21 protein-coding genes are annotated in these 17,743 nt (G+C 71.3%); 20 read left to right on the forward strand and 1 reads right to left on the reverse strand.

All coding sequences use genetic code 11. From position 1 onward, the window contains the following. Positions 1–117 precede the first annotated feature (117 nt). Together ACIQMR_RS34065 and ACIQMR_RS34070 are read left to right on the forward strand one after the other, a co-directional pair. Positions 118–1,056 carry an MFS transporter gene (locus ACIQMR_RS34065; RefSeq protein ID WP_401395755.1) on the forward strand — a complete coding sequence of 313 codons (939 nt, stop codon included), beginning with the start codon at positions 118–120 and terminating at the stop codon, positions 1,054–1,056. Positions 1,057–1,085: 29 nt separating this feature from the next. Beyond that, entirely contained in the window at positions 1,086–1,583 is a 498-nt protein-coding gene (locus ACIQMR_RS34070) for a hypothetical protein (protein WP_401395758.1), read from the forward strand. 63 nt (positions 1,584–1,646) lie between these two features. Here the strand turns inward: ACIQMR_RS34070 and ACIQMR_RS34075 are convergent, their stop codons facing one another. Beyond that, complete coding sequence (locus tag ACIQMR_RS34075; protein WP_401395761.1) at positions 1,647–2,174, reverse strand: HNH endonuclease; 528 nt, start codon at positions 2,172–2,174, stop codon at positions 1,647–1,649. Positions 2,175–2,462: 288 nt separating this feature from the next. Here ACIQMR_RS34075 and ACIQMR_RS34080 point away from each other — a divergent pair, with 288 nt between their 5' ends. The 18 genes from ACIQMR_RS34080 to ACIQMR_RS34165 all read left to right on the forward strand — a co-directional run bounded on the left by ACIQMR_RS34080 (position 2,463) and on the right by ACIQMR_RS34165 (position 17,677). Continuing rightward, the gene (locus ACIQMR_RS34080; RefSeq protein WP_030958056.1) at positions 2,463–2,888 is read left to right on the forward strand and encodes a hypothetical protein; all 426 of its coding nucleotides are present in this window, start codon (positions 2,463–2,465) and stop codon (positions 2,886–2,888) included. Further along, complete coding sequence (locus ACIQMR_RS34085; RefSeq protein ID WP_401395764.1) at positions 2,885–3,667, forward strand: relaxase/mobilization nuclease; 783 nt, start codon at positions 2,885–2,887, stop codon at positions 3,665–3,667. The genes ACIQMR_RS34080 and ACIQMR_RS34085 overlap by 4 nt, the downstream gene beginning before the upstream one ends. Before the next feature lie 87 nt (positions 3,668–3,754). After that, positions 3,755–4,453, forward strand: a complete 699-nt coding sequence (locus tag ACIQMR_RS34090) for a hypothetical protein (RefSeq protein WP_401395767.1) — start codon at positions 3,755–3,757, stop codon at positions 4,451–4,453. Between the two features lie 22 nt (positions 4,454–4,475). Beyond that, positions 4,476–5,225: a hypothetical protein gene (locus tag ACIQMR_RS34095; RefSeq protein WP_401395770.1), complete on the forward strand. Its 750-nt coding sequence runs from the start codon at positions 4,476–4,478 to the stop codon at positions 5,223–5,225. Beyond that, a complete protein-coding gene (locus ACIQMR_RS34100; protein ID WP_401395773.1) occupies positions 5,222–5,884 on the forward strand; it encodes a hypothetical protein in 663 nt (220 codons plus the stop codon). Before ACIQMR_RS34095 ends, ACIQMR_RS34100 begins: the two co-directional genes overlap by 4 nt. 15 nt (positions 5,885–5,899) lie before the next feature. Next, positions 5,900–6,307, forward strand: a complete 408-nt coding sequence (locus ACIQMR_RS34105; RefSeq protein ID WP_401395776.1) for a hypothetical protein — start codon at positions 5,900–5,902, stop codon at positions 6,305–6,307. Between the two features lie 282 nt (positions 6,308–6,589). After that, positions 6,590–6,973 (forward strand): hypothetical protein, encoded by a 384-nt coding sequence (locus ACIQMR_RS34110; protein ID WP_391955307.1) that lies wholly within the window; start codon positions 6,590–6,592, stop codon positions 6,971–6,973. After that, positions 6,970–7,773 (forward strand): DUF317 domain-containing protein, encoded by an 804-nt coding sequence (locus ACIQMR_RS34115; RefSeq protein ID WP_401395778.1) that lies wholly within the window; start codon positions 6,970–6,972, stop codon positions 7,771–7,773. Before ACIQMR_RS34110 ends, ACIQMR_RS34115 begins: the two co-directional genes overlap by 4 nt. A 30-nt stretch (positions 7,774–7,803) precedes the next feature. Continuing rightward, on the forward strand, positions 7,804–8,151 hold the full coding sequence (locus ACIQMR_RS34120) for a hypothetical protein (protein ID WP_401395781.1): 348 nt from the start codon (positions 7,804–7,806) through the stop codon (positions 8,149–8,151). Between the two features lie 114 nt (positions 8,152–8,265). After that, a complete protein-coding gene (locus tag ACIQMR_RS34125) occupies positions 8,266–8,991 on the forward strand; it encodes a DUF317 domain-containing protein (RefSeq protein ID WP_401395784.1) in 726 nt (241 codons plus the stop codon). Positions 8,992–9,041: 50 nt separating this feature from the next. Beyond that, a complete protein-coding gene (locus ACIQMR_RS34130) occupies positions 9,042–9,206 on the forward strand; it encodes a hypothetical protein (RefSeq protein ID WP_401395787.1) in 165 nt (54 codons plus the stop codon). A gap of 2 nt (positions 9,207–9,208) precedes the next feature. Further along, complete coding sequence (locus ACIQMR_RS34135; RefSeq protein WP_401395789.1) at positions 9,209–9,994, forward strand: DUF317 domain-containing protein; 786 nt, start codon at positions 9,209–9,211, stop codon at positions 9,992–9,994. Positions 9,995–10,028: 34 nt separating this feature from the next. Beyond that, positions 10,029–11,816 (forward strand): type IV secretory system conjugative DNA transfer family protein, encoded by a 1,788-nt coding sequence (locus ACIQMR_RS34140; RefSeq protein WP_401395792.1) that lies wholly within the window; start codon positions 10,029–10,031, stop codon positions 11,814–11,816. Next, positions 11,813–12,742 carry an alpha/beta fold hydrolase gene (locus ACIQMR_RS34145; RefSeq protein ID WP_401395795.1) on the forward strand — a complete coding sequence of 310 codons (930 nt, stop codon included), beginning with the start codon at positions 11,813–11,815 and terminating at the stop codon, positions 12,740–12,742. The genes ACIQMR_RS34140 and ACIQMR_RS34145 overlap by 4 nt, the downstream gene beginning before the upstream one ends. Further along, positions 12,699–13,850, forward strand: a complete 1,152-nt coding sequence (locus ACIQMR_RS34150; protein WP_401395798.1) for a hypothetical protein — start codon at positions 12,699–12,701, stop codon at positions 13,848–13,850. Before ACIQMR_RS34145 ends, ACIQMR_RS34150 begins: the two co-directional genes overlap by 44 nt. Continuing rightward, positions 13,847–15,118, forward strand: coding sequence for a DNA cytosine methyltransferase (locus ACIQMR_RS34155; RefSeq protein WP_401395801.1), 1,272 nt, complete (start codon positions 13,847–13,849; stop codon positions 15,116–15,118). The genes ACIQMR_RS34150 and ACIQMR_RS34155 overlap by 4 nt, the downstream gene beginning before the upstream one ends. Further along, positions 15,118–16,233, forward strand: coding sequence for a DnaB-like helicase N-terminal domain-containing protein (locus ACIQMR_RS34160; protein ID WP_401395804.1), 1,116 nt, complete (start codon positions 15,118–15,120; stop codon positions 16,231–16,233). The genes ACIQMR_RS34155 and ACIQMR_RS34160 overlap by 1 nt, the downstream gene beginning before the upstream one ends. Before the next feature lie 67 nt (positions 16,234–16,300). Beyond that, positions 16,301–17,677, forward strand: a complete 1,377-nt coding sequence (locus tag ACIQMR_RS34165) for a DUF317 domain-containing protein (protein ID WP_401395807.1) — start codon at positions 16,301–16,303, stop codon at positions 17,675–17,677. Positions 17,678–17,743: the final 66 nt, after the last annotated feature.

A 17,743-nucleotide genomic window follows, 5' to 3' on the forward strand; every position in this document is an offset into this window, starting at 1 on the left:
ACGCCATCCCCGCAACTACCTGGCCTTTCTCGGCCTCGCCGCCGCTCTGTGCTGCTACAAGCGACTCGTCCGCCTCACCACATAGGACACGGCCTAAGTCCGGCCCTCGCCACGGCGGTGGTCGTCGCAGCCGGCCTGACCACGCCGCCCCTGGAGGCCGGGCTGCGGGCGCTGTGGCCGAGTGTGCTGCCCAATCGCCGACTGCGGCACGCCGCGCTCGCCCTCGACACCGGCACGCAGGGCCTGCTGTACATCGTCGGCCCCCTGCTCGCCGCCGCGCTCGCCTCCGCGCACAGCCCGTCCCTCGCTCTCGCCGTCACCGCCGCCCTCGGTCTCGTCGGCACCGCCACCGTCGCGAGCGCACCGCCTTCCCGGCGCTGGCGTCCCGCGCAGCCGACGAGCACGGACGGCGGGCCAGGACGGCGGCTGACCAGCCCCGGCCTGGTGCTGCTCTTCGTCTCTCTCACCGGCATCGGGTTCGCGAGCGGATCCATGAACGTGTGGTCGATCGCCATGGCCGAGCACCACGACGAGGACATGCTGTCCGGGATCCTGCCCGCCGCATTCTCGACCGGCAGCTTCCTGGGGGGCCTCGTCTACGGACGCCGCACCTGGACCAGCACCACCACCGACCGAATGATCACTGCCGGGGCCGCGTTCCTGGCCGGGTGGCTCCCACTTCTCGCCCTCCTGGGACCGTACGCGGCCGCCTGCGCGGTCATCGTGCCCGGCGCCTTCCTCACCGTCGTGGTCGCCTGCGCCTACGTCACCACCGACGCCCTCACCGCCGCGGCCCGCACGAGCGAGGCGTACGCGTGGCTGATCCTGTCCATCGGTGCCGGCCAGTCCGCCGGCACCGCCCTCGCCGGACGCCTCGCCGAGCACCCCTTCGCCAGCGCCGCGCTCCCCGCCGCCGGCGCCGCGTTCGCCCTCACCGTCCTGCTCGCCGCGCGCCCGCACCTCGGCCCGGCTGGACGTTTCTCCCGGGCCGGTCGACACCGCCGCCCACCCCGAGGCCGGCACGAGGCCGCCCAGAACAACCCCGCAAGCCTCTGACATTCATACCCATTTGAGGAGATTCATCTATGGCTGTCCGTACGCAGTGGACTGTCGAGCACTCCTGCTCCCACGAGGTCGTCCATGACCTGTCCAACCGTCCCGCCGACAAGCGCGCCGGATTCGCCCGCTGGCTCGCCGGCCGGGACTGCACCGACTGCTGGAAGGCAGCTCGCGACGCCGACACGGAGTCCACGAAGGAGTGGCTCGCCGCCAAGCGCGCCGAAGAGCAGCAGGCTGCCGTCGAATGGGCGGAAAAGTTCGACATGCCGCAACTGGAGGGCCCGGAGAAGGCCCTGGCCTGGGGCGAGCGGTCCCGCCACCAGCTCATGACCTCCGCTCACACCGCACTGGTCGACGAGGGGCCTTGGGACGAGGCGGACTGGGCGGAGCTGGAGGAGAAGGCCCGCTCCATCACCCGCGCCGGATGGTGGATCGACCAGCGTGATGCGGAGGGCACCGACCTGCTCGAACTCCTCGACGCCGCCGGCGAGGACGACCGCGGGACGGAGAACCCGTTCCGATGACCAGCCGTCAGTGCACGGCCGGGGTCGTGCGTCAGACAGGCCCCCTTCGTAGGGGGGCCACCGTCACGCTGTCTCGTCCTCCGGAATCGGTTCCATCACCTGCCCCAGGCGGGTTCGTATGACCCTCATGCGCGGTGGCGGGGGCGGCTTCGGCCAGCCCTCCTCGCGGGCCTTCTCCACGCGGGTCGAAGCCCAGGCACGCCAGAGATAGACCGGATCGTTCTTCCCGAGGAACCAATAACGGTCAAAGAACCAGTCGCGGCGCTCCTTGTCGTCCAGCTCCGACTTGACGTCCTCAATGCGCGCCGTGACCTCATCGAATGCGCGCTCGATCCTTTCCCGCATCCACCAGAGGCCCTTGTCCCCGTGCGGCCACGTACTGGCTTCCGCGCCGTAGCGCTGATACGTCAGCTGAGCAACCCACGCCAGCAACCCCTTGTCGCTCTTGCCCTGATTGCACGGCCCACAGGCCGGGACCATGTTGACCCAGTGGTCCCACCCGGCATGCGTTACCGGGACGACGTGATCGATCTCCGCTGACTCGGCAGCGTCGCAGTAGACGCAACGCCCCATGTTGGTGAACAGCACCATCAGCCTGATCCACATGTCCTGCTTCTTCCGGCCCAAGGCACCCCCCGTGTTCGGGAGGAACTTAGCGGGCAGCACTGACAACGTGCGGCAGCCTGGTACAAGGTCAATCGCGTCAGCGAATTGCGGACGCCGCCTCTCGTACCAACGGTTCGTCAGATGCCGTCAGTTGCGCTGCCGATCCGGTTGATCGCGTCGCAACATAGCCGACGATCGCCGGTTAGCCAAACCGGCGATCCTCCGGACCATTGTTCCTCCCACCGCCACCCGCCTCGCGTGGAAAGGAACCGCATGTCCCAGCCCCCGCCCACACCGGTGTTCGCTCCGACACCCGACCCGCTCACCCCGGATCGGGACATCACGCACCAGCACTTCCAGGCCGGCGACACGGTCGTCGTCCTGAAGGGGGTCGCCGGCGGAGAACTGTGGGGTGACGCCATGCGCGTGGTCGCCCCGTCCTGGCACACCCCGACCGACGTGGACGGATGGCGGCTGCGCGATGCGACCGGCGGCGCGCAGTCGTACATCACCGCCCACCCTCGCTACCTCGTGCACCTCTCGCGTCGCTGCCCGGACTGTCTGATCCATCTCCGGGCCATGGAAGATGCCCTTCTGCCGAAGTACACCGACGACAACGCCCTGATCGACTGCGGTTGGTACACCACCACCGCCCTCAACCAGTTGGTGCACATAGCCGACGCCCGGAGCAGCCGGTGATTCCCCGTCTCCACGAGCGGACCCACACGCCGAACGACGTGCTCACCGAGGCGCTGGGACGTCCGGTGTCGCCGGACGAGGGGCTGACCGAGCACACCGTCGTCGCCCACTGGCCGCGCCTCGACTACTACACCTTGGACGACGAGCAGAAGATCTGGACGTCCCTCCAGTGGGCTGAGCACCTCGAAGTCCCGCTCATGGAGCACCCGTTCGCCGCCAGCGTGAACGGCGACCGGCGCGCGATCTTCCACCTCGACGTCCGGCTCCACCCCGACGACCGTGAGCTGACCGGCCCCGAATGGGCCGAAGCCGCCCACCGGCTGGCCCGCGCCGCAGGCATCGAAGTCCCCGGCGAGCCGAACGACTGCCGGTGGATCGCCGTCCAGGCCCAGCCCGGACGCCTCGACCTGATCGCCAACCTGATCCGCCTCGACGGCTCCTGGCACACGCAACCTGCCGAGGTCCTGCGACGCCTCTCGGCCGAGTCCCGCCGCATCGAGCAGGACCTGCGCCTGATGCCCGTACGAAGCACTCCAAGGCCGCCAGCCCTCGCCCGGCCCGCCTCCACAGCATCAGCCCAGCTCGCGGCCATCCTCTCGCAGCTCGCCGACGAGCAGACCGGCCCGTTGGCCACAGTGCGCGGACTCGTCGAACACACCGCCCACCGCATCGCCCACCAGCCCGATGCCGCCAGCACCGCCACGGCGCACTGCCTGGAGCTGATCGCCCGCCGCCTCTACGGCATCCAGCAGGACCTCGACACCACCGCGACCACCTGAACGCACCCACCCGGCCACGCACAGCCTTCCCGGCACTGCCCACCATCACGGCAGCCGCACGGCGATCACCGTAGGAGAAACGTCTCTTTGCCCCTGGCCGACCGATTCCTGACCGTCCGCCGCGACCCGCACTCCGAGGAGGTCCTCGCCCGCGGCGGAGACCCCGAGGCCCACAGCGTCCTGCAGCGTACGGGCTTCGTCCCGGTGGTCCGCGTCCACGAGACCTACCACCGCGCCCCCACCAACCTCATCGAGGGCGACGACACCCGCCTCGGGATCGAAGCGGTCGCCCGGCTTCGGGCCGTCGGATACCACGTCGACTGCGACGAGGACTTCGACACCGACCGCCGACCGGTCCACGATCTGCCGCTGGGCGCCACCGTCGCCCATCTCGCCCAGCGCATCCGCGAAGCCACCACCACCTGGGATGCGGCCGGCGCACTCACCGAACTGACCGCCTCCCACGACGGCATCCTCGCCGCCCTCGAAGAAGTCCTCATCGCCACCGCCGAGTTCCACGACGGCCTTGGCGACGCGGCCGACCCGCACATCGCCCGCCGTCTGCGCTACCTCGCCGACGAGCGTCTCCAAGCCATCCGTAGCGACCTCTCCGACACCCGTAACGCCCTCGCCGACCGGCACGTCCCGCACCCCGGCCGCAGCATCTGCGCCGAAGAGGTCCCCGCCACTGAGCGCGAGCGCTCCGCCGTCTGCGCCTGCCCGCCACCACCGCGCACCGCGCCGGCCCCGCCACCACCTCCCGTGGCCGCCAGCCTGCGCCGCTGACCCCATCTCGCCCAAGGACACCATGCACGATCACGCCAACTCCGAGCGCCTCGCCTCGTACGCCGACGTCCTCGCCGGCGAACTCCCGGGCACCTGGACGAGCTCCTACCACCCTCCCGAGCACAAGGACGACCTCGCCGAACTGTCCGACCGCATCTGGGACCTGGACCTCGTCGCCGCGTCACTCCCTGAGCACCCACTCCAGCAGGCAGCCGTCCTGAGCCGCCCGGACGGAGCCCAGCTCGTCGTCCTGGAACGGCACGACGAACGCGACGGATTCCTCATTGTCGCCGTCGCCCCGCGCGCACTGCCCGACGAGGCGTACCGCGCCGTACCCGAGCCCAACGGCATCGCGCTCGCGGACGATCCGTTCCTGGGCGCCGAGCAGGTCGCCGGCGACCTGCTCGCCCGCTACGAAGCCGCGCTCGCCCAGGTCCGGCACAACGCCCTCGGCGGCATCCAGCCGTCCCAGCCGGATCGGGTCGTCCTGACCTGGCAGCAGGACGGCAGCGTTGCCGCCGCGCCCGTCGGTGACGCAGCCGGCGCCGTCCTGGCTGCTCACGGCTTCATCCAGGATCCGCAGACCGGTATCTACCGCCTCGGCGCAGACGACACCAGGGCCCAGGCCCGCGCCCTGCGCGCGATCGGCCCACAGCTCGACGCGCTCGGCATCGGCACGGCGCTCCAGCACCCCGCAGCTCGGACCGCCCCCAGTGCCGTCCTGCCGCCAGCCCCGGCCGCCACACGGACGTCGGCCTCCAGAGCTCGATGAAGCCAGGGGAGCCCGACTTCCTGGTGCTGGAGTACGTCACCATCACCAAGGACCCACGCACCGGGCTGGTCGTCGCGATCGGCGGGACCGAGCGGGCGGCGGACATTCTCCAGCGCACCGGTGGCGTCCTGACCACTCCCGGCCCCCGCGGGGACTACCACCGTCTTCCCCACGGCCTCCCGATCGAGCAGCAGCGCCTGAAGGCCACCGCAGCATCGCACGCCCTGCTCTGCGCCGGTCACAGCGTCCACCTCGACCCCGCCCTGAACGCGCTGACCGCGCCGAATGGCGAACGCGACGCGGCTCTGCGCTACCTCGCCCAGCTCGCCGAGCGGGCCTCCCGCGCTGAGAGCAGCACCGAGGTCGCCGAGGTCCTGACCGAGATCGCCGGGCCGGCCAGCGGCCTGCTGCCGCTCACCCGGGACGTTGTCGTCAGGGCCTGGATCGCCTTGTCCCCTGCCCCGGACGCCGAGAGCGCAGACCCCGACCCCGACCCCGTCGCCGACCTCGGCAACACCGCCAGCGCGCTATCGCGCGCCGCCCACCGGATCCTCGCCGCCCGCAATCACGCCGCGCGGGCTCCCGAGCGGTCGACAGCCACAACACCGCCGCCGAGCCCCGCGAGGCAGCCGTCCGCCCCCGCACCCCGACGCCGATGAACTGGAGAACCGCCCATGGGCAATCGTGCCGATGATTACGGCACCGACGTCGAGATCTACGTCAAAGCGTTGACCACCACCATCCATGCCGCCACTCCCACCGGCGCCCCGGCCAAGCTCCACGACTTGCTGGAACAGCTCGGGATGGAACGCCACGAGTACCCCCTCGGCACGCCCCTGTACATCTGGCACACCGTGCCCGACCACCTCGGTGCCGAGGAGCAGAAGCACCTGGCGAGCCGGGCGGTCCCGACGCTGCTGATGGCCGGATACAAGGTCAACATCGACCCCGACCTGCTCGACGAAACCGCCTACCAGCAGGCCGTGCGCGAGATCCGCGCCAAGAAGCCGCGCCCCGTCAGACAGCAGCCGCCACGGGCTGCCTCCGCCTCGCGCCCCACACCGTCCCGGCGTACCCCATAACGCCCGTCGGGCGGCCCCGGCTCCATGCTCGGGGCCGCCCGCCCTGCACCGACAGCCTTATCGGAGAACCCAGTAACACCCCGCAAGCCCCCGCCGATCAGCCACCGCCTCACACCGCGCCTCGCCACCGCCCTGTTCCGCCGCTACCTACGCGCCTGCATCACCACCAGCCCCCACCGCCCCTCCCCGCCGGCACCTGCCCGTCCCGAAGCCGTCCCCGGCGAAGCCCGGCGGATCGGCCACCGCCACCACCACTGAAACCGACCCCCGTCCTGGAGGAGCATGCCCCACTCCAACCCATACCCGGTGCGGCTGGCCGACGAGATCGCCCGCCAGCTCGGCCAGCTCGGCGACCACCTCGCGATACTCCCCCCGCATGAAGCAACGCAGGTCATCGCACGCGTTGTTGATCCCGCGGACGGCGTCCTCGCCGGCGTCACCCACCTCGTCTCCGTCAGCAGCACCTTCGCCAAGGTCCAGGCCGAGCGCGGCGCCCTGCCCGCTGAGGTGTGGCTCGCACTGGGGCGGGCCACGAACGAACTCGACGCCATCGGCGGGGACCTGGACGAACACCGAGAGATCCTCCAGCACGCCGGCAACCGGCCCGAGACCGCACCGGCGAAGCCGCCGGCCCCTGCTCCACTCGTCGTACGGCGGCGCCGGTGAAGAGGAAGCAGTGGCAGGGCTGGGGGGCGGGCGAGCAGGCGCAGCAGCACTACCTTGTCGAGCCCCGCGCCCTCGCCGGCGGCGGTGACCTCCGGCACGTCTCCGAGTTCCTGCGCGCTTCAGGTTGGCGGGACAAGTCCAAGGCCGGCGGTCCTCTCGCCATGGAAAGCCCGGACCGCGCGGTCCGTATCACCTACGACCCCTTCGTGCTGCCCGGCGGGTGGACGATCCACGGTGCCGCGAGCGGACATCAAGAGCAGTGGTGGGCAGTCCTCGGGCGGCAAACGCCGGTGGAGATCGTCGCCGGTCTCACCGACGCCCTCACCCGGCCCCGCTCCGCGCACGCCCCCAACGTGTGGGCACCTTTGCGGGAGCACGGGTGGGACCGTCCGCCCAACGCCGAGCACGTGACCGCGACCAGCCCCGACGGCAGCGCCTGGATGCAGTTCCACCAGGGCCCTGACGGCGAGGCGATGTGGTGGTCCGGGGCGAAGGACAAGCAAGGCAACGGCTGGACAGCCCAGTTCGCCCCCAGCACCCCGATGCACCTGGTGGAAGCCTTCTCGATCGCGCTCGCCAGCCCCGAACCCGTGATGCGGCCGCTCGGACGAGTTCCACAGAGCGCCCAGATCCGCACCACGTCCGTGTCCGTGCTGCCCTCCGAGCTCGGCGCCTGGCAGCAGGCCCGGATCACCGCTGCCCGCGCCGCCACCTGGGCTCGCAACGCCGCCCGGAGCAGCCGGCCCCGCACCGCGGCCCGCCCCCACGCCAACGCTGGTGGCGCCCGCACCTACCGCTGATCACCCACCCCCCACGAACCGAGGAGCTTGATGCCCGCACTCACCCCTGACATGGTCCGCACGGCGACCGAGACCCTGTCCCTTCTTACCGACTACCTGCGTGAGAGCCCTGACCCCGAAGAGGCGCTCGCCCTCGTCGAGCCTCTGCTCGACGAGTACACGGGCCTGCCCGTCCAGCTCGCCGACACCTTGCGGGCCCTCGCCCGCGCCGTGCAGGACCATCCGGACACCCCGCGCACCCTCGAGGTCGGACTCCTGATCACGGACCTGCGCACCGCCGCATGGGAGCAGGCAGACCAGCACACCCTCCATTACGTCCTGGACGGCCTCCGGGGCCTGTACGGCAGCGCCGTCGCCACCGAGCCGGACTGCGGCTAGTGCCGCTGAGCGAACGGCAGCTCGCTGCCTTCGCCGACAAGCACGCCTGGCGGATCCCGTTCGACACCAGCCCCCGCCACCTCGCCGGCCCCGGAGACGCCCGCCACGTCACCCATGGCCTGGCCGCCGCCGGATGGAGACCCACCTCCGACCCGCTCAGCGCCGAGATCGTCCTGCGCAGCCCCGATCAGCGGCACAGCCTGCAGTTCGACCCGCAGTCCGGCCACCTCCGCGTGGTGGCGGCTGCGGGCCGAGCCCACCGGCAGCGAGCCGGGCTGGTACGCCGAGTTCGGCGAACTCGTCCCCGCCGAGGTCCTCGCCGCCCTCACCGATGCCCTCGTCGCACCTGCACCCGCCGAGCCGGCCAACCCCCTGCCGGGGCTGGAAGCTGCCGACTGGCTCATCGACGGCCGTGGGGCCGCCGCCTCCGATCCACCGGGGTGCAGGGTGGAGCGCCGACCGGAGAAGGGTGACGGCACCGTGCCGTGGCGCGAACCAGACCGTACGTCCTGGCACATCGAGGTCCGGGACCACCCCGGACCCTCCGCTGCGGGCCCCCGGATCTGGCACGCCTGGTGCGACGGCAACACACCGGAGCACCTCGTGACCGCCTTCATCACCACGCTCGCTGACCGCGCCCCGCTCCAGCGCGGCATGTACCACCGCACCGCCCACGGCGCCGTGCATAAGCCGAGCCCGCTCACCCCGGAGCAGGTCGTCGAGGCACACGCCGCCCGACTCGCCGGCATCCGCAGGCAGGCCCGCGGCGTGCGGCGCCAGCCAGAGGCCGTGACGCCCCCGGCGAAGGAAAACACCACCCGTTCCACCGCTCGCCGCTGATCCCGATAGGACACCCCACCATTCCCCTCGCCCCCGCCGCACATCGCGAGGTGCTGCGTCACCTCGACTGGAGCTACCTCGACGACTGGGCCTCCCACGGCCAGGCCGTCCTCGACATCAACACAGCTGCCCGCCACGCCCCCTCGACCCTGGCCCCGCCACCGACCGCGACCACGGTCCCCGCGTCCGGCCGGGCCAGCACGGTGCGGAGGTGACCATGCCGAAGCCCCCCGAGATCGTCGATGTCGACTTCGTCGCCCCTCGCCACCTGGCCGGAGGCGGAGATCCCGCCTGGGTCACCGTCCCTCTCCATCGGGCCTGCGGCTGGAGCTACGGCCACGACCCCCTGATGCCGCGCGTCATCCTCTCCAGCCCCGACCAGAAGGCCCTCCTCCGGCTCGAGCCCGACCCGGACGGCCAGTGGTGGACGCTCCATCACGCCCAGCAGCCGGACCGGCCCGCCTGGTACGCGAGCTTCGGCGCACGCACCCCGGTCGAGATCACCGCTGGATTCATCGACGCCCTGACCGACCCCGCCGCGACCGCCTCCGGCGAGGCCGACCCGTACGAACCGCTCCAGCGGCTCGCCTGGTCGCCTCCCACCACCGGGGGCGACGGCCTCGTGTCGCCCGACGACACCGCGTACGTCGAGCGCCTGGGCAGCGCGCAGGAACCAGGCGCCTGGTTTGTCACCGCCACGCTCGGCCCGGACCGGCAGCCGGTGTGGCAGGCCCGCTTCGGCGAGCACACTCCGCCGCACCTGATCACCGCGTTCACCACCGCGCTCGCCGATCCGAACCCTGTGCTGCGCACCGGCAGCATGCGCAGTCTCCCGACGCGTAACCCGGACGCGGTCACCCGCACGCGCCGGGAGGTTCCCGCCGTGCAGGTCGCCTCGGCCCTGGAAGAACGCGTCCACGCGCTCGCCGCCCGCCGCGCCAGCACGTCGGCGAGTCCGAGCCCCCTGCGACGGTCACCGGACAAGAACCGCCGCAGCCGCTAACCCCTTCGTCCCCCACCCGGAAGCATGTAGCCCTTTGCCACCTTCCTCCAACAGTTCCTCCGACGGGTACGACATCGTCTTCCGTCTCCTTCTCGGAGTGCTCGGCGTCGTCCTCCCGCTGTCCCATCTCGCCTGGCTGTCCGGCAACATCACCTCGTGGCTGACCGTCGACCACTGGGCGCCTTACCAGCCGACCGCCGCCCTCCTCCACCCTGAGCAGCTCTGGCCCCAGGTGGGAGAAACGTCCCTGCTCATCGGTGCCCGGATCGTCCCGATCGCAGCCCTGCTCGCGCTCGGCGCCGCGACCGCCGTCCTGTGGTCCCGCCACAAGACCAGCAGCAGCGGCCGGAAGAAGATCACCGGCATGGCCAAGGCCAGGGACATCGAACCGCTGATGGCTAAGGCGATCACCGCCAAGGCCCGCTCCCTGCGCCCGAGCCTGAAGACCGCCAAGCACATCGACGCCAAGGACACCGGCATCCTCCTCGGCAACCTGCAAGGCACCCGTCACGAGGTCCGCATGGGCTACGAGGACGTCGCCGTCGCGATCATGGCGCCCCGCTCCGGCAAGACCACCAGCCTCGCGATCCCGTCCATCCTCGCTGCCCCCGGCCCGGTCCTGCTCACCTCCAATAAGGCCGCCGGTGACGCCTATACCGCCACCCTCGACGCCCGAGCGGCCGTGGGTCAGGTCTGGTCGATGGATCCGCAGCAGATCGCGCACGCCGCTCGGGAGATGTGGTGGAATCCCCTCGCCGACGCCAAGACCCTGGACGGGGCGGGCCGGTTGGCCGGCCATTTCCTTGCCGCCTCCGTGGACGCGAGCCAACAGGGCGACTTCTGGTCCAAGGCCGGCAGCAACATCCTGTCCCAGCTCTTCCTCGCCGCCGCCCTCGATGACCGGCCGATCACGGACGTCATGCAGTGGCTGGCCTTCCCCGCCGACCGCACCCCGCTCGACATCCTGCGCGACCACGGCTTCGCCGCGGTCGCCGCGCAGCTCAAGGGCACTGTGGAAGGCCCGCCGGAGACACGGGACGGCATTTACGAGACGGCCCGCCAGTACGCCGCCGCACTGCTGAACAGCGAGATCGCCGCGTGGGTCACCCCGCAGAAGGAGGTCCCCGAGTTCCGCCCGTCTCAGTTCGTCACCTCCACCGACACTCTCTACCTGCTGTCGAAGGATGGCGGCGGCGGTGCCTCGGCGCTGATCGCCGCGTGCGCGGACTCCGTGATGCGGGCCGCCACCGCGCAGGCGGAGCGCGCTGGCGGACGCCTGGATCCGCCGATGCTGGCGATCCTCGACGAGGCCGCCAACGTGTGCAAGATCAGCGACCTGCCGGACCTGTACTCCCACCTCGGCTCCCGCGGGATCATCCCGATCACGATCCTGCAGTCCTACCGCCAGGGCCAGAAGGTCTGGGGGGATGCGGGCATGGACGCCATGTGGTCCGCCTCCACCGTGAAGGTGATCGGCTCCGGTATCGACGACCCGGACTTCGCCGACAAGCTGTCCCGGCTGATTGGCGACCATGACGTCGAGACGACCTCCACCTCGCACTCCGAGTCCGGCAAGTCGACCTCCGTGTCGATGCGGCAGGAGCGGATCCTGCCCGCAGACGCGATCCGCGCCCTTCCCAAGGGCACTGCCTTGTGTTTCGCCACCGGTATGCGCGCGGCGATGCTCGACCTGCGCCCGTGGTACCTGGAGCCCGGCGCCGCCGAACTCACCGCCGCCTCGAAGCGGGCCTCCGACGGCATCACCAAGCGGGCCGTCGCCAAGCACACACCGCGGCAGACCGACTTCGGGACCGCAGCATGAGATCGATACGGCTCCCGGATGGTGCCCGGCTCGCCACCTACATCGACGGTCCTGCACAAGCACCCATGACGGCAGTGCTCGTGCATGGTCTCTCGGTCACCGCTGCCCTGTGGCGCTCGCACGTACCGCTCCTGCTCCGTGAAGGGATGGGCGTCGTGCGCTACGACCAGCGCGGGCACGGCTACTCCACCCGCGGGACCGCCGCCCTGAGCCTCGACCAGCTGGCCGACGACCTCGCCCAGGTTCTTGAGACGACAGCGCCACGCGGCCCGCTCGTGCTCGCTGGCCACTCCATGGGAGCGATGACGCTCATGCGCCTCGTCGCGCGCCACCCCCACCTTGCGCCCCGGATCCGCAGGCTGGTGCTGATCTCGCCCCCGTACGGCGGCATCAGCACCCGCACGGGCACCGGTCCGACCCAGTCCTTGCTCACACTGGGCCGCAACCTTCTCGAGTCCGCGTGCACGCACGCGCCGTACCTGCTCGACGCGGTCCGGCGGCGCCTTCCCACCACCAGCCGGTGGGCCCTGCACTCCCCCGCACAGCCGACGTCCGGTGCGCTGCCGTTGCCGTGCCGGCAGGGCCTGCACACCATGGCGACCGGCGACATCGCTGCCCTGTGGCACGACCTCGCCAACCAGCAGCCCGACCCCAGTCCGCTGCAGCAGCTCGGCGGCCGGGTCCACCTTCTGGCCGGAAGCCTCGACGCCCACATCCCGCCCGAGCAGACCGGTCGTCTCGCCGCCTGTCTGCCCGGCGCCCAGCTTGAGACCGTCCCCGACGCCACCCACGCACTGCCACTGCGGCACGCCCAGCTGGTCACCGACCGAATCTCCCGCTGCGCCTCCATCTCTAACCCGATCTCCCGGAGCACACCGCCCCATGCCTCCGCTCAACCTTGCAGAACAGGCAGAACAACTCCGTGACCTGGCTCGCGAGTTCGAGGCCCTGCACGCACGCGTCCGGGACGTCTCCTACACCCCGGGCACCGACGCGCTGCGCCGGATCAGCCCGCTCCTGCTCAAGGTCCAGGACCTGATGGCCACCGCCCTCGTACGCCTGGGCGCGCTCGACGGCGGCGTGTACGCCGACATCGCCGGCAGCCGCGCCAGCCTGGAGTGTCTGGCCTCGGTCGTGGTCGCTTCCTCCCTGGCCGGCAACGACCTCGCCAGCGCGCTGTACGCCAACCCGTACGAAGGCGCGCCGTTCGTCGGCTACCCGGCAGACGACGAGGCGATACGCACCGCTCGCCACGCCGAGGCCATACCGCGCATAACCGGCCACCTCGCCGATGCCGCCCACCAGCTCGACCTGAGCGCGATCGGGAGCCACTACGTCGCCACCGGAATCACCCGCGACCTCGCCGCCGCACAAGAACAAACGAAGTCCGTGCAGCGGACGACCGGCCCCACCACAGCCCCCTCAGCGTCCCGCACACCCCGCGTACGGCGTTGGCGCCGCAAGCCACCGCAAGCCGGACACGCTGACCTTCTCTCCCGCCGAGGACACCTCTTGCACCCCTTCCACCTGTTCGCCCTTCAGCTCGCCAACCGTCTACCCGGCACCTGGACGGCCCTCCACCGCCAGTACCCCCGCGCCGCCGACCAGTTTGCTGACACATCCCGCGTGTGGACGCTGCTGGACGCCCGGCCGCCCATCTCCTTCCGCAGCAACGGAATCACCCTGCGGCGGGAGGACGACCTGGAGCTCTACCTCGTCGAGCACCGGCGAGGACGGGTTCTGATCTGCCCAGTGATCCCCCACGGGCTACACGAGGACTTCACCGACCGCATCCCCCCGCCGCATGCCCGTGCCAACGCCAGCGGCAATGGCGAAGCGTTCCTGCACCCCTCCCGCGTCCCCCTCAGCCGGGCCCCGATCGACCACGTCACCGCCGCGGAGTGGGCGGCCCTCCAGCAGGAGCTCCCCGACGAGGACGAGTTGGAGCGGGGTATCGCGGACGGCTGCTCGCCCTGGGCGTGCCGCGGGGATGCGGACGCGCTGGCGCAGGAGGACTTCGGGCTGGCCACGTGATACTCGACCTCTTCGCGGGGCCGGGCGGCTGGAGCAGGGCACTGGGTGTCTTCGGCGTGCGTGACGTGGGGCTGGAGTGGGACGAGTGGGCTTGCAGAACCCGTGCTGCCGCTGGGCAGTTGACGATCCGAACCGACGTGGCGATGTATCCGACGTGGCCCTTCCTCGGCCGGACGCGCGGGCTGATCGCCTCTCCGCCGTGCCAGGCGTGGAGCATGGCCGGCAAACGTCTTGGCCTGGTGGACCAGCCGCTGGTGCATGCGGCGGTCGAGGACCTCGCCGCCGGACGCGACACTCGCGAGCGCCTCCTCGCCGCCTGCCGGGACGAGCGCTCCCTGCTCGCGGCCGAGCCGATGCGCTACCTCCACGCTCTGAACACGGTCGGCGAGCCCGAGTGGGTCGCCATGGAGGAGGTGCCGGACGTCCTGCCGCTGTGGAAGCAGTACTCAGCGATCCTGCGCGGCTGGGGGTTATCGGTCTGGTACGGGATCCTCAACGCGGCCGACTTCGGCGTTCCGCAGACGCGCAAGCGGGCGATCCTGCTTGCCTCGCGAGTCCGTACAGCACAGCCTCCCACGCCGACGCATGCCCGCGTCGCCGAGCCCGAATCGCTGTTCGGTCCGGGACGTGCCCGCTGGGTGAGCATGGCCGAAGCTCTGGGGTGGGGGGCGACCGACCGGCCCGTTCCCACCGTCTGTGCCGGGGGCGGGCCCGGTGGTGGCCCCGAACCGTTCCCGTCGGGCTCCCGCAAGACGCTCTCCGACGCCCGGGAGCGCGGAACCTGGATGCCGCGACCGGACGGAGTGGTCCTTCAGTCCCGCCGCGAAGGCGCGGGGTGGGCGGCGCGGCACGGCACCCGCGAGAACCGTGCTGCCACCGCGCCGGCGCCGACGTTCACCGCCGAGGCGCATCGCTGGTCGTGGTCTCTGCGCAGCAACAACCAGGCCAACGCCACTGTCCGGTCCATCGGAGAGCCGGCGGGCACGCTGTTCTTCGGGCACCGCGCGAACGAATGCACCTGGGTCGCCACACCGGTCTCGGCGCCGACGAAGGACACGGACGCGCCGGCAGTGCCCGAGCCGATCCGGATCACCGCTCGCGAGGCCGGCCTCCTGCAGACCTTCCCCGACGATTACCCGTGGGCCGGGAACAAGGGCCAGCAGTTCTCGCAGATCGGCAACGCGGTCCCGCCGTTGCTCGCCGGCCACCTCCTCGCCCCGCACCTCGGCGTCACCCTCGACCCGAACGACTTCACCCTGGCCGCCTGATGCCCCTCAGCCCCGAACCCGCCGAGGACGAGGACGATTTCGACACGATCCCGGCGCCGCAGCCGGTGTTCCACGTCGAGCAGGCCCTCCTCGGCGCGCTTCTTCTCGATCCGCACCGTCTCGGCGACGTGACCGGGGTCTCCGCCGGCTCGTTCTCGACCGCCGCGCACGCCGCCCTGTTCGCCGCGATCAGCACACTGCCGCCGCCCGACCCGGCCGAGCACGCGAAGAACACTACGTGGCTCAACCAGGTACTTGCGGCAGGCCGGGAGCACGCACGCGGACTGACCGCTTCCTATCTGCACACCCTCATCCAGGTCTGCCCCTGGCCCCGCCACGCACCCGCCTACGCTCGGATGGTCGAGGCCGAACACGCCCGCCGGCGATTGCGAGCCGCCGCCGAGCACCTTCTCCAGACCGTCCACGACGCCGCCCTCCCCCATCCCGTCCAGACGGTGCTCGCCCAGGCCGACACGCTCGCCGCAGTCGTGGACGACATCGCAGCACGCTTCCCGCCACGCGCCGGCGTCCTGCCCCGCACCCCGCCACCCCCGCCGTCCATCGCACCCGACTATGCCGAGGCGGCGCAGGAGGAGCAGTTGCTGCTCGCTACCGCCACCGCCCACCCCGCGGGCATCGAGTCCGTACGGTGGCTGCTCTCCGAGGACTTCACCCAACCGCTGCACGCCGGCCTGTGGCAGTGCCTCACCACCCTCGAACGCCGCCACGAGCCCGTCGACCCCGTCACCGTCCTGTGGGAAGCCCAGCAGCGCGGCCTTCTTGAGCACAGCAGCGAACCCGTCGACGTGCTCCGCCTTCTCGCCGAACCGGTCGGCTCCGTCGAGCACTGGGGTGAACGCACACTGCAGCGCTCCCTCCTGGCCACCGCCGACCACGTCGGCCGTCGCATCGAGGCGTACGCCGGCGACCCGGCGAACACACCGTTCCAACTCGTCGTCGGTGCCCGCCGGTCCCTGGCCGACCTCGGCGCCATCCGCACCCGCTGGCAGCACGCCACCGGACGGATTCTTCCGCAGCGCCCGCACCCCGCGCCTACCACCCGCGCGGGCCCCCCGACCACCACGGCCGCCCGCACCGCTCGCGCCACCCGATAGCCCCCCCGCATACGCCGGTGGCCGGGCCCGAAGGCCCGGCCACCGGCACAGGAGACGACACCCCCACGTGACCACCGCCCAGCCCATAGACGCGCACGTCCGCCTTGATACCCACCCCACTCATCCCAGCGCCGTCATCGCCGTACTGACCGGCTCCCAGGCACGCATTCCCCACATGGGCCTGGAAGCAGCCGACTGGACCGCCGTGGCCGACAAGGTCCTGGTCCTGGTCCGCATCGATCACGAGGAGCCCTACTGGGCCGAGGAGGCGGCCAATCACCTGACCGCTGGAGGGATCACCGTCGAGATCACACCCCGGCTCGGGGAAGCCATGGACGAGGAATGGACCTGGGCGAGCTACCCGATGCCCTGGTGCACACGCAGCGAGGTCCGCGAGGTCTCCAACGCGGCCCAGAAGATCCACGACGACATCCGTCACGGCCAGCTCCTCATCCACGCCCACGCCCACGACGGCCACACCACCGTCGCGGTCGGCACCTACCTCGGCCGCAACGGCAAGTCTGTCTACCTCCACGGCGAGGACCACCTGCGGCAGGTCGTCGACACCTTCGGCTCACCCGCTGGGGCCCTGCTCGCCTTCGAGAAGGCCCACGCGGCCGACATGCGCCGCGGCCCGGCGCCCCTGACTGACACCGAACGCGCCGCCGCAGAAGCCCGAACCTCTCTCGCCCGCACCGCGGCCGAACCAGAAACAGCCCGCCCGGAACCGGAGACCGTCCCGGCCTACCTGGCCGATGCCGGCGACCATGACGCGCTCCTCGACACGTTCTTCACAGCACACGGCGACTGGGAAAAGTGGCGGACCTGGTCGGACCAGACGACCCACGCCATCCACGAGTCCCAGACCCTGCGCATCGAGCGTGTCCACGAAACTCACCCACGCGAGACCGCCTGGACCGTGGCCGCCTACGAGACTCCCGTTTCCGATCGCACGTGGGTGCTGACCGCAACCGGCGCTACCCCCGCCCCGGTGCTCCAAGGGCTGCTGGACCACCTCGCCGACGGCGACGGCTGGGACACGGTCGTCGGCGCACAGGTCGACGAGAAGACCGTCGCCGCAGCCACACAGCCCCTGAGTAAGGCCGGGTGGAAGCACACTGTGGACGGGCGATGGATCCGGTGGACGTCTCCCACGGGTGACACCGGCGTCCAGTTCGACGCTGTCGCCGCCCAGCATCCGAGCCAGAACCTCGCCACCTGGACCGTCTGGGCCGGTCCAGGTCTCGACCGACCCGCCTGGGCCCTCACCGCGTCCCCGCACACCCCGAGTTCGCTGCTGGCCGACCTCTCCGAGACCCTCGCCCACGGAACCGGCACCCGGCGCACCAATACCGCAAGGCGCCCCCACAGCGTCCGACTCCGACCCTCGCCGCCAGCTATCTCCCCGCCAACGACCGGGCGCACGATCAGCCCCGGTCTCTGAACCGGACACGAGCGACTTATGTCGCTGATGCCGCCCGACGGGTAGCCCTGCGCCCCGTAAGCCCGG

The organism is Streptomyces sp. NPDC091376, assembly GCF_044757085.1.
Classification (GTDB): Bacteria; Actinomycetota; Actinomycetes; order Streptomycetales; family Streptomycetaceae; genus Streptomyces; species Streptomyces pratisoli.